Raw genomic sequence first — 22,376 nt, 5'->3', positions numbered from 1 at the left:
TCTCGCTTCGCCCGACGCCGTCATGAGGCTCACCAGCGCTGTGCTGATGATTCGCTCGCTGGCGCTCGCTCATCGGGGGACCTCCGGCGTCAGCATATGCCCCGAAACGGGAAACGGGCCCCTTCCGCACGGATCGGAAGGGGCCGGCGTCGTACGTCGGGCGTCAGCGCGGCTCGGGGAAGCTGGGTCGCTCCGGGTCGACCCCCTCGGGCAGGGCCGCCGCCGCGTACTCCTTCTTCGGCACCATGACCTTGCGCCGGAACACGCAGACCAGGGTGCCGTCCTGGTTGTAGCCCCGGGTCTCCACGGCCACCACGCCGCGGTCCGGCTTCGAGGCGGACTCCCGCTTGTCCAGCACCGTCGTCTCGCCGTAGATGGTGTCGCCGTGGAAGGTCGGGGCGACGTGCCGCAGGGACTCGACCTCCAGGTTGGCGATCGCCTTGCCGCTGACGTCCGGCACCGACATGCCCAGAAGCAGGGAGTAGATGTAGTTGCCGACCACCACGTTGCGCTTGAACTGGGTCGCCGTCCCGGCGTAGTGGGCGTCCATGTGCAGCGGGTGGTGGTTCATGGTGAGCAGGCAGAAGAGGTGGTCGTCGTACTCGGTGACCGTCTTGCCCGGCCAGTGCCGGTAGACCGCGCCGACCTCGAACTCCTCGTAGTAGCGGCCGAACTGCATCCTTGTCCCCTTCGACGGGCGGCGATGGAGTTCGGCACAGCATGCCTTACCGCCTGTTAAGGCGACGGCAGGGGCACTTCGGGCGAGGAAATGTCACACCCGGACCGATCCGGGTGGAGACGCAATGAGCGGCGGGGCCCTCCCCGGCACCCGCCGCCCACGCTCTGATGTGAGAGATTCTGCCGTACGACAAGGCCGCGCCGACAGAGACGGATGTCACATTTATCTTTTTGTAACAATACGCTCGGTGACGAACGGCCACCCCGCAGGCGATCTCCACAGCCCGGATAGCTCCTTGTCAAGCGACAAGTTACCGTTTCGTAGCGCACACTCGCAGTGATCTCCCTGGAAACGCTCCCATCACGTGCCGTCACGCAAGTGCGTCCTGCACTTGCGTTTCACACAACGGCCGGACAGATTAGCCTCGATGGGTCGGAGCGTGACGGCAGCGCTGCGCAGCGTTTCGTCGCGTACGTCACGGGAATTAAAGGGCGTCAGCCCTGGTTCCACGGGTCGTAGGCAATCCGCGCTGATCGGAGAGTGCAATGGCAACGGTTGAGCTGACCACGGCCAACTTCGAAGAGGTGACCGAGCGCGACGGCATCGTCCTGCTCGACTTCTGGGCCGACTGGTGCGGTCCGTGCAAGCGCTTCGCGCCGGTCTACGAGCGCTCGTCCGAGAAGCACCCGGACATCGTCTTCGGCAAGGTCGACACGGAGGCGCAGCAGGAACTCGGGGCCAAGTTCAACATCCGCTCGATCCCCACGGTGATGGCGATCAAGGACGGCGTGATCGTCTTCGCGCAGCCGGGCGCCCTGCCCGAGTCCGCGCTGGAGAACCTGATCGAGCAGGTCGAGAAGCTGGACATGGACGAGGTCCGCCAGCAGCTGGCCGCGCAAGGCCACGAGCACTGATCCGCACCGCCGACTACGACACCGGCCGGGCCCGCGACTCAAGGGCCCGGCCGGTGTCGTCTCCGGGCGGACCGCCGCGCGGTCCGACCGCCCGCCGACACGGCCAGCGCAAACTGGACGACGGACGGACACCTCCCGGCTTTTCATCGCGTATCGTGACCAGCCGATGGAGACCTTGACCACCCGCGCACGCGCGGTCCGGCTGGGTGCCACCGTGCTCGGGTTGGCGCTGCTCCTCGCCGGCACCGTCCGGGGCACCGACGACGACTTTCCGTTCGGGCCGTTCCGGATGTACTCCACCTCCGACCCGCCGGACGCGCCCGCGCCGGACACCCGGGTCGAGGGCGTGGACCGCACCGGAGCGGTGGTCTCGCTGGGCCAGGACGCCACCGGCATCCGCCGGGCCGAGATCGAGGGCCAGCAGAGCCGCTACGTCGGCGATCCGGCCCTGCTGCGTCAGGTCGCCGACGCGTACACCGAGCGCCACCCCACCGCCCCCGCGCTGGTGGAGGTCCGCATCGTGGTCCGCTGGTACGACATCCAGGGCGGCCGTCCCACCGGCCGGTGGACCGACGAGACCGCCGTACGCTGGATGGCCACCCCGTGACCGGCTGGCTGACCGAGGCGGTCCCGCGCGGCCGGGTGGCCGCCTTCCGTACCCTCGTCTACCTCTTCGTCGCCGCCGACCTGGTCGTCTTCACCCCCTGGGTACGCACCCGCGTCGACGTGCCCGGCGACCTCTACCGGCCGCTGCTGATCGGTCGACTGCTGGGCCTGCCGACCCCCACCCCGGCGCTGGTCGCCGTGATCTTCTGGGGGCTGCTGGCCCTCTCCCTGCTCGCCGCGACCGGGCGGGCGCCGCGCCTGCTCGGCTGGGCGGTCTTCGCGCTCTACTTCGAGTGGATGATCGTCGCGATGAGCTACGGCAAGGTCGACCACGACCGGTTCGGGCTGCTCGTCGCGCTGGCCGTCCTGCCCACCGCCGGGCGCGCCCGGCACGGCGACCCCACCCGCACGGAGGCTGGCGGCTGGGCGTTGCGGGTCACCCAGATCGCGGTCATCTGCACCTACTTCCTGGCGGCCTGGGCGAAATTCCGCTTCGGCGGCCTGGACTGGGCGACCGGATCCGTGCTGGCCCGGGCGATCATCCGCCGCGGCACCGAACTGGCCGACGTGATCGCCCAGGTGCCGCACCTGCTGGTCGTCGCGCAGTTCGGCATTCTCGCCTTCGAGCTGCTCAGCCCGCTGGTCTTCGTGCTACCCCAGCGGTGGCGGCTGGCCGCGGTGGGCTTCTTCTACTCGTTCCACCTGGTGACCATCGCGACGATCACCATCTCGTTCGCCCCGCACCTGGTGGCGATGACCAGCTTCCTGCCGCTGGAGAAGGTCCGCCCGGTGGTGTGGGCCCGCCGGCTGCTGACCCGTGGTCGCGGCACCCCCGGCAGCGAAGCGGCCCCGCCCACGACGGCCACCCCGGCCACCGACGCCGAGCCGGTCGCCGGCCCGGCGACGGGCCCCGAGCCGGCCGTCGGCCCGGCTGCCGGCACCTGACCGGCCGGGCATTCGCCCCACCCGCCGTCGCCACGATCCAGATTGTGACCCTCGCCGCGCGGGCCGGGCGGCGAGGCGCGGGGGCGGCCGGTCAGGATCCGGCGGCGGGACGGCCGGTCGGGCCGTAGAGGCGTTCCCGGGCCTCCTGGGGCAACGCGCACGCGGCCGTGCCACCCGGCATCCGGTGCCGGTTGCGGGCCACCCACCGGTACGCCGGCCAGGCGGCGGCCCGCACCGGCGGGAAGCGCAGACCGGCGCCGGCGGTCCGCCACAGCGGCGTGCTGTCGCCGAGCAGTCTGGCGATGGCGTCCGGGCCGGCGGCGCGGGAGCCGTCGGCGCCCACCCACTGCACCGCCTCCTCGCACTCGGCCTCCGTCAGCCCCAGCGCCGCCAGGTCGGCGAACTGCCAGGGCACCACCCGCGCGCCGGTGGGGATCCGGCGCTCGATGAACTGCGCGCAGCGGGTGCAGAACGCGCAGTCGCCGTCGTAGACGAAGGTCGACGTCTCCATGCCACCATCCTGCACCCGATCGGCCCGCTCGGGTCGCGGATGTCCGGCGCGTCACTTGCGCTGCGTTCGTACGCGTGTTCGAATTGGCTCCATGCGCTGGGACAACCTCTCCGCTCCCCCGGACGAGGGGACTCCCGACGGGGCAGCGCCGGCGGCTCCACCCCTGCCGCTGGCGCTCCCCGGCGCCGTCGCCCGCACCTTCGACACCCCCGGCTTCGCCGGCATGACGTTCTACGAGGTGCAGGCGAAGTCGATCATCAACCGGGTGCCCGGCCAGTCCCGCGTCCCGTTCGAGTGGACGATCAACCCGTACCGGGGCTGTAGTCATGCATGCCGCTACTGCTTCGCCCGCAACACCCACACCTACCTCGACCTCGACGCCGGCGCGGACTTCGACCGGAAGGTGATCGTCAAGGTCAACGCCGGCGAGCTGGTCCGTCGCGAGCTGGCCGCCCCACGCTGGCGCGGCGCGCACATCGCCATGGGCACCAACGTGGACTGCTACCAGCGGGCCGAGGGGCGCTACGCCCTCATGCCGCCGATCATCGAGGCGCTGCGGGACTTCGCGAACCCGTTCTCGATCCTCACCAAGGGCACGCTGCTGCTTCGGGACCTGCCGCTGCTGCGCCAGGCCGCCGAGGTCACCCGGGTCGCGCTGTCGTACTCGGTGGGGTTCGTCGACGAGGCGCTGTGGCGGGCGGTCGAGCCGGGCACCCCCGGCCCGCGCCGCCGGCTGGAGGCGGTACGCCAGCTCACCGACGCCGGGTTCGAGGTGGGGGTGCTGATGGCACCGATCCTGCCCGGGCTGAGCGACGACGAGGAGTCGATCGACGCCACCGTGGCCGCCGTCGCCGCGTCCGGGGCCACCGGCGTCACCCCACTGCCGCTGCACCTGCGCCCCGGCGCCCGGGAGTGGTACGCGCACTGGCTGGCCCGCGACTTCCCGCACCTGGTCCCCCGCTACCGGCAGCTCTACCGCTCCGGCGCGTACGCGCCGCAGGCCTACCAGCGGGAGGTGACCGCGCGGGTGCGGATGGCGGCCCGCCGGCACGGCCTGCACCGGGGCGAGGCCGGCGACAACCGGCGGCTGCCCGAGCCGCCACCGACCCCGGCGGACCAGTTGACGCTGCTCTAGGCGGCGCCCCGGGGTACGACAGGGATAGGCTCGTCGGGTGCGTTCAGCTCAACAGATCCTCGCCGACTCCGCCGTGATCGCCGTCGTGGGCGCGTCCCGCGACCCGGGCAAGGCCGCGCACCGGGTGCCGGCGGAGATGCGACGGTACGGCTGGCGGATCATCCCGGTGAACCCGACGGTGGACGAGCTGTTCGGCGAGAAGGCGTACCCGTCGCTGGCCGACATCCCGCACCCGGTCGACCTGGTGGACGTGTTCCGTCCGGCCCGGGACGCGGTCGACGTGGTCCGGCAGGCGGTGGCGATCGGCGCGCCGGCGGTGTGGTTGCAGCTCGGGATCGTCTCGGCGCAGGCGCGGCAGGTCGCCGAGGAGGCGGGGATCGACTACGTCGAGGACCGCTGCCTCATCGTCGAGCGGGCCGCGGCGGGCCTGACCCGGCTCGGCTGACCGCCCGGGCCCGCGAGCACCTGGCGGTGCAGCCCTCCGCATCGGGTGGCTGGCCCGGCCAGCCCGGCGGAGGGGGACCGACGAGCGGGCCCCTCGGTGGCGGAGGGACCGTACCCTTCGCTGGTGCCCACCCCCCTGCTGGGCCGGCTGCCCTCGCCCGGCGACGGCCTCTGGACACGCCGGTTGCTCGCCGTCGCGACCGCCGCCGTGATGGCGGCGCCGATGGCCGCCGGGCTGCTCCGGCTGCCGCCACGCGATCAGCTGGACCCCATCTGTCTCATGTGGCTGGCCTGGTGTGCGGGGTGGCTGTCGCGGCGGTGGCGGCCCCGACGCGACGGCCGTCTGGTGTGGCGATCACGGGTGGCGGGCCGGCACTCGGTGGAGCCCGGTCTGGTGGCACGGCGGTCCCTCGCCGGCTGGGCCGACCTGGTGACCGGCATGATGACGGTGACCGCGACCGGGGTGACGCTGATCGGCATGCTCCCCGAGGGGGCGCGGTGGGCCGAGGCCGGGCGCTCGTTGCTCGCGGTCGGCGTCTCCGCGGCCGTCGGGCAGGCCGTCTACGAGGAAATCCGGCTCACCGGGCGACTGGCGCTCACCGCCGGCGGGATCCGGCACGGCCGCCGGCTGTACGACTGGGGAAACATCGACCGGGTCGGTCCGAAGAAGCAGGACGGCCGGGTGGACGGCGTACGGCTGCGCCAGATCGTGCGGAAGCCGCTGGAGCCGGAGCCGGTGGTGGGCGGCCGGGACACGGCGGTGCCCGAGGAACGGCTGGTCGCGGCGATCGAGCACTTCCGGTCACGGCCGGAGATGCTGGCGGTGGGGTTGCCGGTCACCGCGCCGGAACCGGCCGCACAGCCGGCCGGCGGGTGATCGGCGCGCCGGTCAGAGCTTGTACTGCTTGAGCAGGCCGCGGGAGATGATGGTCTTCTGGATCTCCGAGGTGCCCTCGCCGATGAGCAGGAACGGGGCCTCCCGCATCAGCCGCTCGATCTCGTACTCCTTGGAGTAGCCGTAGCCGCCGTGGATGCGGAACGCCTCCTGGACGACCTCGGCGCAGTATTCCGAGGCGAGCAGCTTGGCCATGCCGGCCTCGACGTCGTTGCGCTGGCCGGCGTCCTTGAGCCGGGCGGCGTTGACCATGAGGGCGTGCGCCGCCTCGATCTTCGTACCCATCTCGGCGAGCTTGAAGGCGACGGCCTGGTGCTTCGCGAGGGGCTGGCCGAAGGTGCGGCGCTGCTGGGCGTACGCGACGGCCAGCTCGAAGGCGCGGATGGAGATGCCGCAGGCGCGGGCGGCCACGTTGACCCGACCCACCTCGATGCCGTCCATCATCTGGTAGAAGCCCCGGCCGACCTTCTCCTCGCCGCCGAGCACGGCGGAGGCGGGCACCGTGACCCCGTCGAGCACCATCTCGGTGGTCTCGACCCCCTTGTAGCCCATCTTCTCGATCTTGCCGGGGATGGTGAGGCCGGGCGCGGTCTCGCCGAAGCCGGGCTGCTTCTCCAGCAGGAACGTGCTCATGTTGCCGTAGACCGAGTCGGCGCCGGTGTCGGTCTTGACCAGGGTGGCCACCACCGAGGAGTACGCGCCGTTGGTCAGCCACATCTTCTGGCCGTTCAGCACAAAGGTGTCGCCGTCGCGGACCGCCTTCGATTTGATCGCCGACACGTCGGAGCCGCACTCCGGTTCCGACATGGAGAAAGCGCCGCGCACCTCGCCGGTGGCCATCCTCGGCAGCAGCCGGGCCCGCTGCTCCGCCGAGCCGTGCTGGGAGATCAGGTACGCCACGATGAAGTGGGTGTTGACGATGCCGGAGATCGACATCCAGCCCCGGGACAGTTCCTCGACCACCAGGGCGTAGGTGAGCAGGGACTCGCCGAGGCCGCCGTGCTCCTCGGCGATGGTGAGGCCGAAGAGGCCCATCTCGCGCATCCCGTCGAGGATGTCGGCGGGGTACTCGTCGGCGTGCTCCAGCCGCTGGGCGTGCGGGATGATCTCCTTGTCGGCGAACTCCCGGACGGTCTCCAGGATCGACCGCTGCACGTCGGTCAGGCCGGGCGTCTGGGCGAGTCGGGCCATCTCAGCCTCCGGGGTCGGCGCATTACTCATGGGTAACTGAACGCTCGGTCAGTATCGGCCGCACGACCGGCGAGGCCAAGGTGACCAGTCCACACAACCGCTGTGAAAAGGTTCACCGCTGCGGGTAGCGTCCGCAAGAGAGAGGTCCGTTGACCTGCGACGGAGGGGGCGAGCGGCGTGAGCCAACCACCCGGCGAGCCGGACCAGCCGCCGTCGCCGTACGAGCCGCCGCCGTACGGGCAGCCGTACGGGCACCCGCAGCAGCCGCCGTGGGGCCAGCAGCCGCCGTACGCCCCGCAGCCCCCGTACGGGCAGTACGGGCCGCCCGGGCAGGGACCGCGACCACGCGGCGGCGGGCCGAACGTGCTGGCGATCCTGTCGCTGGTCTTCGCCTTCGTCTTCGCCCCGGCCGGCATCGTCTGCGGCCACCTGGCCAAGCGGCAGATCCGGCAGACCGGCGAGGAGGGCGACCAGCTCGCCAGCTGGGGGCTGATCCTCAGCTACATCTTCACCGCGATCGGGGTGCTCGTCTGCTGCGGCTGGATCGGCCTGGTCATCTGGGCGAACTCCGACAACGGCTCCTACCGCTGACGCGTCAGCGGTACTGCGCCTCCCGGACACTGTTGCCGCCGTCGACCACCAGCATCTGCCCGGTGATGTACGAGGCGGCCGGCGAGCAGAGGAAGGCGATCGCGGCGGCCACCTCGTCGGGCGTGCCGGGCCGGCCGACCGGGGTGCCGAGCCCCTGTTTGATCTCCGCCATGGTGGATGCCGCGGTGTGGATGGTGCCGGGCGCGACCGCGTTCACCGTCACCCCGTCGGCGATCATCTCCATCGCCAGGGCCCGGGTCAGGCCCACCACGCCCGCCTTCGCCGCCGCGTACGCGGCCTCGGTGGGCAGCGCGTTGACCGGGCCGGCGGTGGCGGCCAGGTTGACGATCCGCCCCCAGCCCCGCTCGGCCATCCCGCCGATGAACGCCCGACTGCACAGGAACGCGGTGGTCAGGTTGCGGTCGATCTCGCCGCGCCACTCGTCGTAGCTGAGCTGGGCCACCGGCCGCAGCACCTCCGGGCTCGCCCGGCTGGCCAGGCCCGCGTTGTTGACCAGCACCTCGACGTCGCCGACCTGCTCGGCCACCGCGTCGGCGAGCGCGCCCACCTCGGACTCGTCGGTGAGGTCGGCCACGAAGCCGGTGACCCCCAGCTCGCCGGCGCGCTCGTGGATCCGTCGGGTGGTGGAGACGATCGCCACCCGGGCCCCCAGGTCGGCGAGGCGGCGCGCGGTCGCGTACCCGATGCCGTCGGGGCTGCCCGCGCCGGTGACCAGCGCGACCCGGCCGTCCAGGCGCATGGTGACCGGCTCGGCGAGGGACGCCGGCTGGTCCTGCTCGGCGGGCCCGGCCAGGTGGCTGCCGCGAGTGCGCCGCACCAACCCCGGGCGGCTCACGTTCCGTCGCGACCGACCGCCGCGCGCGTCAAAGGCCATGCCGAGATCCTGCCCGCTGTGGACGTTCCGGGCAACGCGGCACCCGAAAAGAGGGCTCTCGGTGTTGCCCGGCACTGGCTACCCTGACGAAACCCGCACGCTCTGGAGATGACCTGATGAGCTATCCCCCGCCGTCCGGTGGTTGGCACGACCCGTACGCGCCCGGCCAGCAGTCGAGCCCGCCCGCCGATCCGACCATGCCGATGGGCGGCAGCCCGATCCCGAGCCAGCCGACCTCGGCGGATCCGTACGCCGGCGCGCAGCCGCCACCGAACGCCCCGCCCGCGGCCCCGTACGCCGACCCCGGCTACCCGCCCCCCGGCTACCCGCCCGCCGGCGACCCGTACGCGGCCGCCGGCTACCCGCCGCCCGCCTACCCGGCGTACGCCCCCGCCGCCGCCAAGACCAACACCATGGCCATCGTGGCGCTGGTGCTGGCGCTGGTCGGCTTCGCCTCCTGCATCACCGCGCCGATCGGCGCGATCCTCGGACACGTCGCCCGCAAGCAGATCCGGGAGACGGGCGAGCAGGGCGAGGGGATGGCGAAGGCCGCCATCATCGTCGGCTGGATCCTCACCGGCCTGATGGTGCTGCTGATCGCCGTCTACGTGGTGGTGATCATCTTCGCGATCGCCAGCACCGACACCGGCGGCAGCACGCCCACCTTCTGAGGGACGGTGCCGCCCCGGGCCCCGGGGCGGCACCGGCTCACTCCCCGGGCGGCGTGAAGGACGAGGTACGCGTCATCCCGGCCGCACGCCCCTTGGCGGCGATCACCAGGGCCATCTTGCGGGACGCCTCGTCGATCATCTCGTCGCCGAGCATCACCGCGCCGAGCTTCCCGCCCGCCTCCGAGGTGTACCAGTCGTACGCGTCGAGGATCAGCTCGGCGTGGTCGTAGTCGGCCTGCGCGGGCGAGTAGACCTCGTTGGCCGCGTCGATCTGGCCCGGGTGCAGCACCCACTTGCCGTCGAAACCCAGCGCCGCCGACCGCCCGGCCACCTCGCGGAACCCGTCCACGTCCCGGATCTGCAGGAACGGGCCGTCGACGGCCTGCTTGTCGTGCATCCGGGCGGCCATCAGGATGCGCATCAGGATGTAGTGGTAGGGGTCGCCCGGGTAGTCCGGGATCAGCGCGCCGACCGCCAGCGACCTCATGTTGATCGAGGCCATGAAGTCGGCCGGGCCGAAGATGATCGTCTCGACCCGGGGCGAGGCGGCCGCGATCGCGTCCACGTTGACCAGCCCGGCGGCGTTCTCGATCTGCGCCTCGATGCCGATCCGGCCGACCTCCAGGCCGAGCGTCTTCTCGATCTGGGTGAGGGTCAGATCCAGCCACTGCACATGGCCGGCGTTCTGCACCTTCGGCAGCATGACGCAGTCCAGATTGGCGCCGGCACCCTCGACGACCTCGATCACGTCCCGGTACGTCCACGGCGTGGTCAGGTCGTTGACCCGGACCACCCGGGTCTTGCCGGCCCAGTCACCCTCGTTCAACGCGGCGACGATGTTCTTGCGGGCTTCCGGCTTGGCCAGCGGTGCGACCGCGTCCTCCAGGTCGAGGAAGACCTGGTCCGCGGGGAGGCCCTGCGCCTTGCCGAGCATCTTGACGCTGGAGCCGGGTACCGCGAGGCAGGACCGGCGGGGGCGACCGACAGCGGCCATGGATGCGCTCCTTCCAGCGTCCGGCGGGCACGCCGACGCCGACAAAGACGAAGTACGCGAACTTAACGATCCCAAAGGGCGTTGTGACGCCACGGTAACCTCGTGCCGTGACCGGGGTGAATGGACCTGTGGAAGATCTCACTGACCGTAGGACCGTGGTGGTGACGGGCGCCAGCTCGGGCATCGGACTGGCCGCTGCGGTCGACCTGGCGGGCCGGGGCGACCGGGTGGTACTGGTCGGCCGGGATCCGGCCCGGCTCCGCGACGCCGGGGAGCGGGTCCGCGACAGCTCCGGCGAGCAGCCCGAACTGTTCCGCGCCGACTTCGCCGTCCTGGACGACGTACGCCGGCTCGCCGAACGGCTGCGCGCCGCGTACGACCGGATCGACGTGCTCGCCAACAACGCCGGCGCGATCGTGCTCCAGCCGGTCACCACCATCGACGGCTTCGAGCTGAGCATGCAGGCCAACCACCTCGCCCCGTTCCTGCTCAGCCACCTGCTCCAGGACCGGATCGGCCGGACGGTGGTGACCGCCTCCGGGGCGCACCGCAGCGGCGTCCTCGACCCGGACGACCTGAACGCCACGCTGCGCGACTTCCGGCCCTACCGGGCGTACGGCACCAGCAAGCAGGCGAACATTCTCTTCGCCGCCGAGGCGGCCCGGCGCTGGCCGGACGTGCCGGCGTACTCGTTCCACCCGGGCGTGGTGCGCACCCGGTTCGGCAACGAGAGCCGGCTGGTCGCCCTCGGCATGCGGCTGCTGCCCTTCCGCAGCCCCGAGCGGGGCGCCGAGACCCTGGTCTGGCTGGCCAACCAGGACCCGTCCCGGCTGACCTCCGGCGGCTACTACCGCGACCGGAAGCGTCGCCGGCCGCTGTCGAAGGCGGCCGATCCGGCGCTCGCCGCCCGGCTCTGGACCGCCAGCGCGCAGGCGGTCGGGATCGGGTAGTGAGCAGCCGCGCCGCAACCGGTGACGGTCACTCGGGGACGTGGACCGGGACGCTGGTGACCACCACGCCGGGCAGGGCCCGCAGCGCGCCGCGGAGCCGATGCTCGGAGCGGCTGTGCAGGAACCGGTGCCACCGGTGGCGCAGCACCACCTCCGGCACGATCACGGTCAGCGTCAGCTCCGGCCGAGCGGCGTGCAGCGCCTCCAGATAGTGCGCGAGCGGCCCGATCACCGCCCGGTACGGCGACACGATCGTCTCCAGCCGCAGGTGGTCGCCCCACGCCCGCCACTGCTCACGGAACCGGTCCGCCTCGGCGTCCTCGGGAGCGATGTGCACGGCCAGGGTCGGCTGGCCCAGTGACGCCGCGTACGCCAGGGCCCGCAGCGACGCCCGGTTCAGCCGGGCCATCGGCACCACCACCAGGTGGCGTACCTCCTGGGGCAGTTCCTCGGCCTCGGCGGACCCGCCGGGACCACGCCGACCGGCGGGCGGGGCGGCACCGCCGGGCGGTGGATGCAGCGCGAGGGCCTGGTGCACCCGGGCGTAGTGGCGGTGGATCCGGCGGGCGAGCAGCACCAGCAGCGGCACCGCGACCACCACCACCCAGGCACCCTCGGCGAACTTGCCGACCGCGGCGACCAGCAGCACCATCCCGGAGAGCGCGGCGCCGACCGCGTTGAGCACCAGTCGGCGGCGCCAGCCCCGGTCCCGGTGGCGGCGCCAGTGCACCACCATGCCGGCCTGGGACAGGGTGAACGCGAGAAAGACGCCGACGGCGTAGAGCGGGATCAGCGACGCGGTGTGCCCGCCGAACGTGACGAAGATGAGCGCCGCGGCGACGGCGAGCGCGACCAGGCCGTTGTTGAACGACAGCCGGTCTCCCAGGTGCAGGAACCGGCGGGGTGCGTGGCCGTTGCGGGCCATGAAGAACAGCAGCCGGGGGAAGTCGTTGAAGGCGGTGTTCGCCGCCAGCAGCAGGATCAGCGCGGTGGACGCCTGGAGGAGCGCGTACCAGGGCCCGGTGGGGAAGGTGAGCCGGCCGAGCTGGGACAGGATCGTCTGGTCCGACCGGGGCACCAGGCCGTTCAGGTGGATCAGGCCGATCAGGCCGGCGAAGAGCAGCACCAGCATGCCGACCATCCAGCCGAGCGTGGTGCGGGCGTTGCGCCACTCCCGGGGGCGGAACGCCGGGATCGCGTTCGACACCGCCTCGATGCCGGTCATCGACACCGCGCCGGAGGAGAACGCCCGCAGCACCAACAGCAGGCCCAGCCCCTCGGTGGCCGGCACCGGGGGCGGCGGCGTCGGCACGAAGCCCCGGCCCGCCGCGCGGGTGTAGCCGACCGCCAGCACGGCCAGGAGCGCCCCCACGAAGGCGTACGTGGGCAGCACGAAGATGTTGCCGGCGGTGCGCACCCCGCGCAGGTTCCCGGCCAGCAGCACGGCGATCACCAGCACCCCGAGCAGCACGGTGGCCGGCGCGAGCCGGGGTATCGCCGAGGTGATCGCGCTCACCCCGGCCGCGATGGACACCGACACGGTGAGCACGTAGTCGAGCATCAGGCCCGCGGCCGCGGTGAGCCCGGCCGTCGTACCGAGGTTGTCCCCGGCCACGATGTACGACCCCGCCCCGTGCGGGTACGCCGGAATGGTCTGCCGGTACGACAGCCCCACGGCGATCATCAGCACCACCAGCACCGCGGCCAGCGGCAGGGAGAGCCCGAGCGCACCGCTGCCGGCCAGCACCAGCACGACCAGCATCGCCTCCGGCCCGTACGCCACCGAGCTGAGCAGGTCCGAGGAGAGGATCGGCAGGGCGACGAGCTTCCGCATCCGCTCGTAGATCACGGCGGAGCTGGACAGCGGCGGGCCGAACACCGCCCGGCGCAGCCGGCTGAGCGCCCGCCCGGTCCGGGAGCCGGGCTCGTGGGCCGGCCCGGTGGCGCACAGCTCGCCCGGCTCCTCGACGGTGAACATGTCGATCGGGGTCAGCCGCCCGAACCGGCTCGGCGTCGGGCCGGCCCGGCGACGGCCCAGGGCCGGGTCGACGGGAAGCTCGTCGGGGCGGCGGGGCGGCCGCCAGCGCTCCCCGATCCGGCCCAGCGCCGCCCGCTCCTCCGGACCCAGCGGCGGGAACTCTGCCGAGGGAGTGACCAGCGTCCCCCGATCCGGCTCAGGGCCACGCGGCTGCTTCGCTCCCGTCCCCACCCTCCGCACTTTCACGGAAAGCGGGCTCTCGGGAGGCCGAATGGCCACACTTGCCGAAAAAGAGCGACCCGGCGCGGGCTCGGCGGCGGGTCAGTCGGCCAGCGGGGCGGCGTCGGCGGGGACCGGGACCGGTTCGGTACGGCGGCCGGCCCGCGCCCCGCCGAGAACGACGACGGCGACGCCGGCCAGCAGCAGGGCCAGCCCGGGCAGGGCGAGCGGGCGGGGCAGCTGACCGAGCCAGACCCAGGCGAGCAGGGCCGCGCCCGGAGCCTCCAGCAGGATCAGCACGCTGACCGTGGTGGCGGAGACCCGGTGCAGGGCGTAGTTGAACATCGAGTGGCCGAGCAGTTGGGCGCCGGCCACCAGGCCGAGGATCGCCAACCAGGTGCCGGGCGCCCAGCCGTGCAGGGGCACCCCGCCGACCAGGCAGACCACCAGCAGGATCACCGCGCAGACGCCGTAGCAGATGGTGGTGTAAGTGGTGGTGCTGATGGTGGCGCGGGCACGCTCGCCGAAGGCGGTGTAGACCGCGGCGAACATGCCACCCACGATGGCGAGCAGGTCGCCGGCGAAGGCCCGGCCGGAGACGGTGAAGTCGGCGCCGGTGGCCAGCACCGCGCCGAGCACGGCCACCCCGATCCCGGCCCAGGCCGCCACCGGCAGCCGCCGCCCCTGCCAGCGAGCGATCAGCCCCTGCCACACCGGCTGGGTGGCGCCCAGCGCGGTGGCCGCGGCGACGGTGGTGAGCTTTGCGCTCGGCATCCAGGTGGCGAAGTGGGCGGCCAGCGCCACCCCGGACACCACGCAGTACAGCCCCTCGCGCCGGCCGGAGCCGACGGTCAGCGCCCGGACCTCGGCCCGCCGGCGGGTCAACGAGAACGGACCGAGCACGGCGGCCGAGAGCAGGTTCCGCCAGCAGGCGACGGCGAGGGCCGGCGCGGCGGCGAACGCGATCAGCGGGGCCGACGACGAGACGGCGGTGACGGCCAGCACGAGCGCGCCGAAGGTCAGCGCGTCGAGCGGCGGGCGGTACGGAGCGGACGACACGGGGAGCAATCCTCACACGATCAGCGGACACCACGGACGGTCAGCGCTCCGTTACGATCATGCCCGTCCCGGCGACCCTCCCCAATACGCCCGGAGGCACTCCCCCATGCCCAGCTACCAGGCGGTGTTGTTCGACTTCTTCGGCACGCTCACCTGCGGCGTCCAGCGTGGCGCCGCCCATCAGGCCATCGCCGAGCAGCTCGGCTGCCCGCCCGACACCCTGATCGAGGTGCTCGACCGCACCTACTACCAGCGCGCCAGCGGCCGGCTCGGCAACGCCGAGGCGACCCTGCGCTGGGTCTGTGACCAGGCCGGCGTCCACCCCTCCCAGCGGGCGGTACGCGCCGCGGTCGCCTCCCGCCACCGGGCGATACGCGCCGACACCCGGCTGCGGGACGAGGCGGTGCCGGTGCTGGCCGCGCTGCGCCACCGGGGCGTACGCACCGGGCTGATCAGCGACTGCACCCATGAACTGCCGGCGTTCCTGCCCCAACTGGCGGTCGCCCCGCTGCTCGACGTACGTGTCTTCTCGGTGCAGCTGGGATGCTGCAAGCCCGACCCGGCCCTCTACTGGGCCGCCTGCCACCGGCTCGGCCTCGCCCCGGCCGACTGCCTCTACGTGGGCGACGGGGGCAGCCAGGAACTCACCGGCGCGGAACGGGCCGGCATGACGGCGGTCCGGCTGGCCGCCCCGGACCTGGCCGACCACATGGTGTTCAACGCCGACCGGTCCTGGCACGGCCCGGCGTTGACCTCGCTGGCCGGGGTGCTCGACCTGCTCAACCCGGTCACCTGCACCGTCCGGGCCTGACGCCCGACGGCCGGCCGTGCGCCGACGCCCAGCGGCCGGACCTTGTGCCACCGGCCAACGCTCAGCGGCGGACCTTGTGCAGCCGGAACGGCTTGCGGGTGGTCCGGACCACCGGGGCCTCCCGGGGCCGCTCGGCCAACGAGCCGGCCGGCAGGTCGGCGCCGGCGGCCGGGCTGCCCGCCGGGATGAGCCGGTTCAGCGCGCAACCCCCGTCGGCCCAGCGCTGTGCCAGGTCGGCGGCCGGGCCGGGCGCGTTGAGCCGCTTCGCCGCGACCAGTGGCGCGGCGGCGTCCCACTCCTCGGTGCCCGGGCGCAGCCGGGTCACCCGGGCCGGCCAGGTGACGATCCGGCCGCCGTGGTCGCCGCGCAGGGTCACCTCCGCCGCGTCCGCGTCGGCGAGCCCGGGGGCGGACTGCTCGCCCGGACCGCTGACCACCAGGAGCGCGCCGTCGAGCGGCAGGCACCACAACGCGTACGCCGCCCCGCCGGCCACCGACACCCACGCCACGGCCGCCTTCTTGACGGCCTCGTCGACGAGAGGGGTGGTGACCCGCTCGTCCACCTCTTCGCTCACCCTGGCATCCTCCCGCATCCTCGCCGGCCCTCAGCCCACGAAGGGCGGTACGGCGATCTCGCCGCGGGCCACCGGCATCACCTGGCCGGCGACCGTCGCCCCGAGGGCCACCCCGCCGGCCGCGGTCACCGTGCAGGCCAGCGCGGACGGCCGGTTGATCTCGATGCCCTGGCGCACCGCGTACTCCGCCCGGCCCTCGCCGGGCAGCAGCCCGCTGGCGACCAGCCAGACGCCGAGGCCGAGGGCGGCCGATCCGGTCGCCGGATCCTCCGGCACGCCGAGCCCCGGCACGAAGACCCGGGCGTGCGCGGTGCGAATGTCGGCGTCCCAGGAGAAGACACTGACGTGCTCCACGCCGTACCGCTCGGCCGCCGCCGGGTTCACCTTGGCGCGGGCCACCGCGTCGGGGCGTACCGGAAGGTAGGGGAACTCCAGCCCGCAGCCGGCGACCCGGGGTGCCGGCCCGGCGTGGTCGGCGGCGGTGAGGCCGGCCATCTCCAGCAGCGGCTCCGGGTCGAGTTCCGGGCCGAGGGTGGGCGTCCCGCCGGTGAGGATCGCCCCGGTCCCGCTCACCTCGATCGGCAGCACCCCGGCGCCGCACTCCTGGGTGACCGTGCCCACGTCGAACATCCCGCGGCGGCCGGCGGTCACCGCGGCGCCGACGCTGGGATGGCCGGCGAACGGCAGTTCCTCGACCGGGGTGAAGATCCGTGCCCGGTACGTCGCGCCGACCTGGGTCGGCGGCAGCACGAACACCGTCTCCGACAGGTTGAACTCCAGCGCGAGCGCCTGCATCTGTTCGGTGGCCAGCCCTTCCGCGCCGAACACCACGGCCAGCGGGTTGCCGGCGAACGGGCGGTCGGTGAAGACGTCCACGATCTCGTAGGCCAAGGTCGACATGTTGATAAACACTAGGCCCTTAGGCTGGTGCCGTGAGCACGCCGAACCGGGTCTACATCGCGCGACTCGCCGGAGTCGCCGTCTTCGACCCGAACGGCGACCAGGTGGGCCGGGTCCGTGACGCGGTCGCCCGGATGCGGTCCAACCAGCGCCCGCCCGAGGTGGTGGGGCTGGTCGCCGAGATGCCGATGCGGCGGCGCATCTTCCTCTCGATCAACCGGATCACCTCGATCGACCCGGACGCCGTGGTGCTCGGCAGCGGCACCCTCAACCTGCGCCGGTTCTCCAAGCGCCCCAACGAGCTGCTCGTGCTCGCGGAGGTGCTGGACCGCCGGGTCCAACTGGAGGACGGGCCGGCCGGCTCGGTGGTCGACGTGGCCATGGAGTGCGGTCGCGCCGGCGAGTGGGCGCTGACCCGGGTCGCCGTCCGCGAGCAGACCGGCCGTCTCGCCCGCCGCGGCCACCTCCACCAGGTCGAGTGGGACCGGGTCCGCGGCCTCGGCGCGGTCGGCGACAACCGGGGTACGGCCAACCTGCTCGCCGTGCTGGAGGAACTGCGCCCGGCCGACCTGGCCAACGCGTTGCAGGACCTGCCCGACGCCCGGCGCAACGAGGTGGCGGCGGCGCTGGACGACGAACGTCTCGCCGACGTGCTCAGCGAACTGCCCGAGCGCGACCAGGTGGAGATCCTGGCCGCGCTGGACCGGGAACGGGCCGCCGACGTGCTGGAGGAGATGGATCCGGACGACGCCGCCGACCTGCTCAACGAGCTGCCGCCGCCCGAGCAGGACGTGCTGCTCGACCTCATGGAGCCGGACGAGGCCGACCCGGTACGCCAGCTGCTCCGCTACGCCTCGGGCACCGCCGGCAGCGTGATGACCTCCGAGCCGGTGATCCTGCCGCCGGACGCCACGGTGGCCGAGGCGCTGGCCCGCATCCGGGAGCCGCAGCTCTCCCCCGCCGTGGCGGCGCAGGTCTTCGTGGCCCGTTCCCCCCTGACCACGCCGACCGGGCGGTACCTGGGCATGGTCCATTTCCAGCGGCTGCTCCGCGAGCCCCCGGCCGACCTGCTGGGCGGGGTGGTGGTCAACGACATCGACCCGCTCCGCCCGACCACCCCGCTGCCCGAGATCACCCGCCGGATGGCCACCTACGACCTGGTCGCCATGCCCGTGGTGGACCGGAACAACCGGCTGGTCGGCGCGGTGACCGTGGACGACGTGCTGGACCACTCACTGCCGCCCGACTGGCGGGACCGGGACGCCGTGCGGGCCGCGGCTGCCGCCGCGAACGAGCCGCTGGACGGGACCGATGGCTGACCGACGACGCGCCGAGCGGCTGGACCAGCCGCACGTACCCCGGGGTCTCCGACTGCCCCGGGTCGACCAGGAGACCTTCGGCAAGTGGGCCGAGGGGATCGCCCGGAGCATGGGCACGGCGCTCTTCATCGTCTACATGACGCTGGTCCTCGGCGCGTGGTTCGTCTGGAACACCCTCGCCCCCGAACGCGCGCGCTTCGACCCGTACACCTTCACGTTCCTCACCCTGATTCTCTCCATCCAGGCGTCGTACGCGGCCCCGCTGATCCTGCTCGCGCAGAACCGGCAGTCGGACCGGGACCGCATCGCGCTGGAGGAGGACCGGCGGCGGGCGACGATGCAGAAGGCCGACACGGAGTACCTGGCCCGGGAGATCGCCGCGCTGCGCATCGCGATGGGCGAGGTGGCCACCCGGGACTTCGTCCGGTCCGAGCTGGCTCGGCTGGCCGAGGAACTGGACGAGGCGGCGCAGCGCCGGCAGCGGCGGGAGCTTCGGCAGCAGGGACGTGAGGCGCCCCGGCGGCCCGGTGGCGGCGAGCCGCTCGACGAGCCCCGCGACGACCTGGACGGCGACCACGCCCGCGACCGGCCCACCGAGGGCTGAGCGGGGGCGGAAGCATTGAACGCCGCGCGCCTCAAGGGGTCAGGCGGGCGACGTTCGTCTCGATCGTCCCACTTCGCGGCACGACCCGTCCACCCCTCGGTCGACGCCATCGAATCGCTCACACCGCCCCCCGCCAGCGGCGGACGCCGATGACCACCGACGTAGCATTGCGGGCATGTCAGCACCCGTCAGCACCGTCTCCGAGGCGATTCAGGCCGCTCTGGCAACCGTCAACGACCCGGAGATCCGTCGGCCGATCACCGAACTCGGCATGGTCCGGTCCGCCGAGATCGGGGACGACGGCGTCGTCCGGGTCGAGTTGCTGCTCACCGTGGCCGGCTGCCCGCTGAAGGACAAGCTGCGTACCGACATCACCGCAGCGGTGGGCGCGGTGCCCGGCGTGACCGGCGTCGAGATCGAGTTCGGCGTGATGAGCCCGGAGCAGCGCCAGCAGTTGCAGTCCAAGCTGCGCGGCGGCGCCACCGCCGAGCCGGTCGTCCCGTTCGCGCAGCCCGGCTCCCGCACCCGGGTGTACGCGGTCGCCAGCGGCAAGGGCGGCGTCGGCAAGTCGAGCGTCACGGTCAACCTGGCCGCCGCGCTGGCCGCCCGGGGCCTGTCGGTCGGCGTGGTCGACGCGGACATCTACGGCCACTCGGTGCCCCGGATGCTCGGCGCCGAGGGCGCCCCGACCCGGGTCGAGGACATGATCATGCCGCCGCAGGCGCACGGCGTGAAGGTCATCTCGATCGGCATGTTCACCCCGGGCAACTCGGCCGTCGTCTGGCGCGGCCCGATGCTGCACCGGGCCCTGCAGCAGTTCCTCGCCGACGTCTACTGGGGTGACCTGGACGTCCTCCTGCTCGACCTGCCCCCGGGCACCGGCGACATCGCGATCTCGGTGGCCCAGCTCCTGCCGAACGCGGAGATCCTGGTCGTCACCACCCCGCAGGCCGCCGCCGCCGAGGTGGCCGAGCGGGCCGGCGCGATCGCGCTGCAGACCCACCAGCGGGTGGTCGGCGTCATCGAGAACATGTCCTGGCTGGAGCTGCCGGACGGCTCGCGGATGGAGGTCTTCGGGGCCGGCGGCGGCGCGGCGGTCGCCGAGTCGCTCACCCGGACCATCGGCGCGCAGGTGCCGGTGCTCGGGCAGATCCCGCTGGACACCCGGGTCCGCGAGGGCGGCGACGCCGGCACCCCGATCGTGCTGGCCGAGCCGGACGCCCCGGCCGCCCGGGCGCTGGCCCAGGTCGCCGACCGCCTCGCGGTCCGCCGCGAGTCCCTGCTCGGCAAGCCGCTCGGCCTCAAGCCCTCCGCCCGCTGACCCGACACCCTTCCGAACCGACCCCTCCTCGGCCCGGCCGAGGAGGGGTCGGTGTCGTTTGATCACAAGCTTGGCACCGCCCGCGCCCAGGTCCGTCTCGGACGGGGCGGCGGGTCAGGTGACGTCGTCGTAGCTGGCGCGGGGGGCGGGGGCGGCCGAGGTGGTGCCGCCGGTCGCGGTGGTCGGGCGGGTGCCGTTGGTACGCAGATCCGCCGCCTTGGCGACGCCCTTCAGGTCCTCGTGCACGCCGCTGACGTCCGAGCGCAGGTCGTCGTACATGCTCTGCAGCGGCTTCCGGATGGCCTGCTCGTCCTCCTCGCTGAGCAGGTGCTTGCGGATGAACGCCTTCGGGTGCAGGTCCTCGAGCTGGATGTCGGTGCCCAGCTCGCGGCTCAGGTCGCCGGTGGCGTTGCGGGCCATGGCACGCAGGTTGCGGACCATCCGGAGACCGTCGTTGATCACGGTGGGCAGCCGGTCCCCGAAGATCAGCAGCGCCAGGAGCAGCAGCGCGCCGATCTCCCACCAGTTCAGGTTCTCGAACACTCCGGCCTCCTCGTCCGCGTCAGGGCAAGACTACGCACGACACGGGGTCGACCGGGAGGGGGTGACGGCTGCTCACTTCGCATCTGCGGCGAGAGTCACCGACGCGTTCTGCCGGGTCGACCCCCGCCGGTACTCCACGGTCACCACCGAGCCGGGGGCGTACTTGCGGACCAGCGCCACCAGGTCGGCGGGCTCGGTCAGCGGGTGCCTGTCCAGCCTCAGCACCACGTCGCCGGCCTTGAGCCCGGCCGCGGCGGCCGGCCCGGAGGGCTCCACCGCGTTGAGGCGTACGCCCCCGGTGGTCACGCCGGTGCCGCCCACCTGGGCGCCGATCACCGTACGCCGTGCCTTGCCGGTGCCGATGATGTCCTGGGTGACCCGCTTGGCCTGGTTGATCGGAATGGCGAAGGCGAGCCCGATGTTGCCGGCCTCCTGCCCGTCGGCGACCAGCGACTTGATCGTGGAGTTCACCCCGACCACCCGCCCGGCGCCGTCGACCAGCGGGCCGCCGGAGTTGCCGTGGTTGACCGCCGCGTCGGTCTGGATCGCCGCGTAGTAGCGCGTCGGGCCGCCCGGCTCGCCCGCCTGCATGGTCCGGTCCAGGGCGCTGACGATGCCGGCGGTGACGGTGTTCGCCAGCGAGAGCGGCGAGCCGATGGCGAGCACCGGGTCGCCGACGGCCAGCCCGTCCGAGTCGCCGAACTCCACCGGCCTCAGCCCGGTACGCGTCGCCTTGATCACCGCGAGGTCGGACTCCGGATCCTGGCCGACCACCGTGGCCGGCGCCGAGCTGCCGTCGTTGAAGATCACCGTGGCCTTGCCGGTGCCGCCGGAGACCACGTGGTCGTTGGTGACGATGTGCCCGTCGGTGCTCACCACGAAGCCCGAGCCCTCGCTGATGCCGCCCAGGCTGGCCATCCGGATGGTCACCACGCTGGGCAGCACCTTCTCGGCGACGCCGGCCAGTGACTCGGGCTTGCGCTGGGCGAGCGCCGGGGCCTGCCCCGACTCCGCGCCGAGGCGGGGCACGGCCGGGCCGCGCAGGAAGGCGTACGTCAGGGCACTGCCGAGCGAGCCGGCGAGCAGGGCCGCGATCAGCGAGACCAGCACGACCTGCCGCAGCCCGGGCGGGCGAGGTGCGTCCGGGTCGCTGACCGGTTCGGGCTCACTGGCGGGGTCGGGCGGGGCGGCGGGGATCACCACCGCGGCGGGCGCGTACGGATCGCGCCACGGGTCGGCGAGCGCGTCGGACCACCAGGGCGACGTCGGGCCGCCCGCGGTGCCTTGAGGGCCCGGAGCCGGGCACCCGGGCGCCGGCCCTCCCGCCGGTGCCGGGTACCCGCCGGGCCGGCGCCCGTCCCAGCCGTCGGTCACGTCGGTGCCTCCCAGTCCGTCGCGCGCGTCCCGCGTCGGGGTCGGCGGAGCCGACCGGCCGTGACACCCGGGACACCGTCCAGGATTGCACGGATGCCCCGAATGGAGTCAGGGGTTGCCCGCCGTGATCATTATCGGGGGCCGACTGGCGGCTGCGCCCGTCGCAGCCCGCCTCTAGGCTCATACCCGCAAACCCGCCCCTCGCATCACTCCCGCCGCCCGGAGGTGTCCCATCGCCACGGTCGCCAACCCC

24 protein-coding genes are annotated in these 22,376 nt (G+C 73.1%); 13 read left to right on the top strand and 11 right to left on the bottom strand.

Going from position 1 to position 22,376, the window contains the following annotated elements:
• Positions 1-163: 163 nt before the first annotated feature.
• Entirely contained in the window at positions 164-679 is a 516-nt protein-coding gene (locus GA0070621_RS26645; protein WP_091200888.1) for a MaoC family dehydratase, read from the bottom strand.
• A 545-nt stretch (positions 680-1,224) separates the two neighbouring features.
• On the opposite strand from GA0070621_RS26645, the gene trxA reads away from it, so the two are divergent.
• The 3 genes from trxA (at position 1,225) to GA0070621_RS26630 (ending at position 3,144) form a co-directional block, all read left to right on the top strand.
• Positions 1,225-1,593: a thioredoxin gene (gene trxA, locus GA0070621_RS26640; RefSeq protein WP_091200886.1), complete on the top strand. Its 369-nt coding sequence runs from the start codon at positions 1,225-1,227 to the stop codon at positions 1,591-1,593.
• A 166-nt stretch (positions 1,594-1,759) separates the two neighbouring features.
• The gene (locus GA0070621_RS26635; RefSeq protein ID WP_091200883.1) at positions 1,760-2,200 is read left to right on the top strand and encodes a hypothetical protein; all 441 of its coding nucleotides are present in this window, start codon (positions 1,760-1,762) and stop codon (positions 2,198-2,200) included.
• Positions 2,197-3,144 carry an HTTM domain-containing protein gene (locus GA0070621_RS26630; RefSeq protein WP_157740076.1) on the top strand — a complete coding sequence of 316 codons (948 nt, stop codon included), beginning with the start codon at positions 2,197-2,199 and terminating at the stop codon, positions 3,142-3,144. Before GA0070621_RS26635 ends, GA0070621_RS26630 begins: the two co-directional genes overlap by 4 nt.
• A 91-nt stretch (positions 3,145-3,235) precedes the next feature.
• On the opposite strand, the gene GA0070621_RS26625 is transcribed toward GA0070621_RS26630, so the two are convergent.
• The gene (locus GA0070621_RS26625; RefSeq protein ID WP_091200881.1) at positions 3,236-3,655 is read right to left on the bottom strand and encodes a thiol-disulfide oxidoreductase DCC family protein; all 420 of its coding nucleotides are present in this window, start codon (positions 3,653-3,655) and stop codon (positions 3,236-3,238) included.
• A 91-nt stretch (positions 3,656-3,746) separates the two neighbouring features.
• Here GA0070621_RS26625 and GA0070621_RS26620 point away from each other — a divergent pair, with 91 nt between their 5' ends.
• The 3 genes from GA0070621_RS26620 to GA0070621_RS26610 all read left to right on the top strand — a co-directional run bounded on the left by GA0070621_RS26620 (position 3,747) and on the right by GA0070621_RS26610 (position 6,111).
• Positions 3,747-4,790, top strand: a complete 1,044-nt coding sequence (locus tag GA0070621_RS26620) for an Rv2578c family radical SAM protein (protein WP_091200879.1) — start codon at positions 3,747-3,749, stop codon at positions 4,788-4,790.
• A 37-nt stretch (positions 4,791-4,827) separates the two neighbouring features.
• Entirely contained in the window at positions 4,828-5,235 is a 408-nt protein-coding gene (locus GA0070621_RS26615) for a CoA-binding protein (protein WP_091200877.1), read from the top strand.
• A gap of 123 nt (positions 5,236-5,358) precedes the next feature.
• Positions 5,359-6,111 (top strand): hypothetical protein, encoded by a 753-nt coding sequence (locus GA0070621_RS26610; RefSeq protein WP_157740075.1) that lies wholly within the window; start codon positions 5,359-5,361, stop codon positions 6,109-6,111.
• A 12-nt stretch (positions 6,112-6,123) separates the two neighbouring features.
• On the opposite strand, the gene GA0070621_RS26605 is transcribed toward GA0070621_RS26610, so the two are convergent.
• Entirely contained in the window at positions 6,124-7,320 is a 1,197-nt protein-coding gene (locus GA0070621_RS26605) for an acyl-CoA dehydrogenase family protein (RefSeq protein ID WP_091200873.1), read from the bottom strand.
• Positions 7,321-7,497: 177 nt separating this feature from the next.
• Between GA0070621_RS26605 and GA0070621_RS26600 the strand changes: the two genes are divergently transcribed.
• Complete coding sequence (locus GA0070621_RS26600) at positions 7,498-7,911, top strand: DUF4190 domain-containing protein (protein ID WP_091200870.1); 414 nt, start codon at positions 7,498-7,500, stop codon at positions 7,909-7,911.
• A gap of 4 nt (positions 7,912-7,915) precedes the next feature.
• Here the strand turns inward: GA0070621_RS26600 and GA0070621_RS26595 are convergent, their stop codons facing one another.
• On the bottom strand, positions 7,916-8,806 hold the full coding sequence (locus tag GA0070621_RS26595; RefSeq protein ID WP_091200868.1) for an SDR family NAD(P)-dependent oxidoreductase: 891 nt from the start codon (positions 8,804-8,806) through the stop codon (positions 7,916-7,918).
• Positions 8,807-8,922: 116 nt separating this feature from the next.
• On the opposite strand from GA0070621_RS26595, the gene GA0070621_RS26590 reads away from it, so the two are divergent.
• Positions 8,923-9,477 carry a DUF4190 domain-containing protein gene (locus GA0070621_RS26590; RefSeq protein WP_091200866.1) on the top strand — a complete coding sequence of 185 codons (555 nt, stop codon included), beginning with the start codon at positions 8,923-8,925 and terminating at the stop codon, positions 9,475-9,477.
• Between the two features lie 37 nt (positions 9,478-9,514).
• Here the strand turns inward: GA0070621_RS26590 and GA0070621_RS26585 are convergent, their stop codons facing one another.
• Positions 9,515-10,471: an HpcH/HpaI aldolase/citrate lyase family protein gene (locus GA0070621_RS26585; RefSeq protein WP_091200864.1), complete on the bottom strand. Its 957-nt coding sequence runs from the start codon at positions 10,469-10,471 to the stop codon at positions 9,515-9,517.
• Positions 10,472-10,599: 128 nt separating this feature from the next.
• On the opposite strand from GA0070621_RS26585, the gene GA0070621_RS26580 reads away from it, so the two are divergent.
• Positions 10,600-11,421, top strand: coding sequence for an SDR family NAD(P)-dependent oxidoreductase (locus tag GA0070621_RS26580; protein ID WP_091200862.1), 822 nt, complete (start codon positions 10,600-10,602; stop codon positions 11,419-11,421).
• Between the two features lie 28 nt (positions 11,422-11,449).
• On the opposite strand, the gene GA0070621_RS26575 is transcribed toward GA0070621_RS26580, so the two are convergent.
• A complete protein-coding gene (locus GA0070621_RS26575; protein WP_091200860.1) occupies positions 11,450-13,630 on the bottom strand; it encodes an APC family permease in 2,181 nt (726 codons plus the stop codon).
• 90 nt (positions 13,631-13,720) lie between these two features.
• Positions 13,721-14,686, bottom strand: coding sequence for a DMT family transporter (locus GA0070621_RS26570; RefSeq protein ID WP_407940318.1), 966 nt, complete (start codon positions 14,684-14,686; stop codon positions 13,721-13,723).
• A gap of 97 nt (positions 14,687-14,783) precedes the next feature.
• On the opposite strand from GA0070621_RS26570, the gene GA0070621_RS26565 reads away from it, so the two are divergent.
• Positions 14,784-15,488, top strand: coding sequence for an HAD family hydrolase (locus GA0070621_RS26565; protein WP_091200856.1), 705 nt, complete (start codon positions 14,784-14,786; stop codon positions 15,486-15,488).
• Between the two features lie 61 nt (positions 15,489-15,549).
• Here GA0070621_RS26565 and GA0070621_RS26560 read toward each other — a convergent pair whose 3' ends face one another.
• Both GA0070621_RS26560 and GA0070621_RS26555 read right to left on the bottom strand, forming a co-directional pair.
• Positions 15,550-16,080 (bottom strand): hypothetical protein, encoded by a 531-nt coding sequence (locus GA0070621_RS26560; protein ID WP_091200853.1) that lies wholly within the window; start codon positions 16,078-16,080, stop codon positions 15,550-15,552.
• A 12-nt stretch (positions 16,081-16,092) separates the two neighbouring features.
• Positions 16,093-16,962 carry a PhzF family phenazine biosynthesis protein gene (locus GA0070621_RS26555; protein ID WP_091200850.1) on the bottom strand — a complete coding sequence of 290 codons (870 nt, stop codon included), beginning with the start codon at positions 16,960-16,962 and terminating at the stop codon, positions 16,093-16,095.
• Between the two features lie 32 nt (positions 16,963-16,994).
• Between GA0070621_RS26555 and GA0070621_RS26550 the strand changes: the two genes are divergently transcribed.
• The 3 genes from GA0070621_RS26550 (at position 16,995) to GA0070621_RS26540 (ending at position 20,206) form a co-directional block, all read left to right on the top strand.
• Positions 16,995-18,281 (top strand): magnesium transporter MgtE N-terminal domain-containing protein, encoded by a 1,287-nt coding sequence (locus GA0070621_RS26550; RefSeq protein ID WP_091200848.1) that lies wholly within the window; start codon positions 16,995-16,997, stop codon positions 18,279-18,281.
• On the top strand, positions 18,274-18,885 hold the full coding sequence (locus tag GA0070621_RS26545; protein ID WP_091200846.1) for a DUF1003 domain-containing protein: 612 nt from the start codon (positions 18,274-18,276) through the stop codon (positions 18,883-18,885). The genes GA0070621_RS26550 and GA0070621_RS26545 overlap by 8 nt, the downstream gene beginning before the upstream one ends.
• A gap of 175 nt (positions 18,886-19,060) precedes the next feature.
• The gene (locus GA0070621_RS26540) at positions 19,061-20,206 is read left to right on the top strand and encodes a P-loop NTPase (protein ID WP_091200844.1); all 1,146 of its coding nucleotides are present in this window, start codon (positions 19,061-19,063) and stop codon (positions 20,204-20,206) included.
• A 114-nt stretch (positions 20,207-20,320) separates the two neighbouring features.
• On the opposite strand, the gene GA0070621_RS26535 is transcribed toward GA0070621_RS26540, so the two are convergent.
• Positions 20,321-20,749, bottom strand: coding sequence for a Sec-independent protein translocase family protein (locus GA0070621_RS26535; protein ID WP_091200842.1), 429 nt, complete (start codon positions 20,747-20,749; stop codon positions 20,321-20,323).
• Between the two features lie 72 nt (positions 20,750-20,821).
• Positions 20,822-22,138 (bottom strand): S1C family serine protease, encoded by a 1,317-nt coding sequence (locus GA0070621_RS26530; RefSeq protein WP_197674112.1) that lies wholly within the window; start codon positions 22,136-22,138, stop codon positions 20,822-20,824.
• Positions 22,139-22,376: the final 238 nt, after the last annotated feature.

Origin of the sequence: Micromonospora narathiwatensis, assembly GCF_900089605.1 — a bacterium.
Lineage (GTDB): Bacteria > Actinomycetota > Actinomycetes > Mycobacteriales > Micromonosporaceae > Micromonospora > Micromonospora narathiwatensis.
Note: the sequence above shows the minus strand (reverse complement) of the source record. Positions and strands in the feature narration are given on the sequence as shown.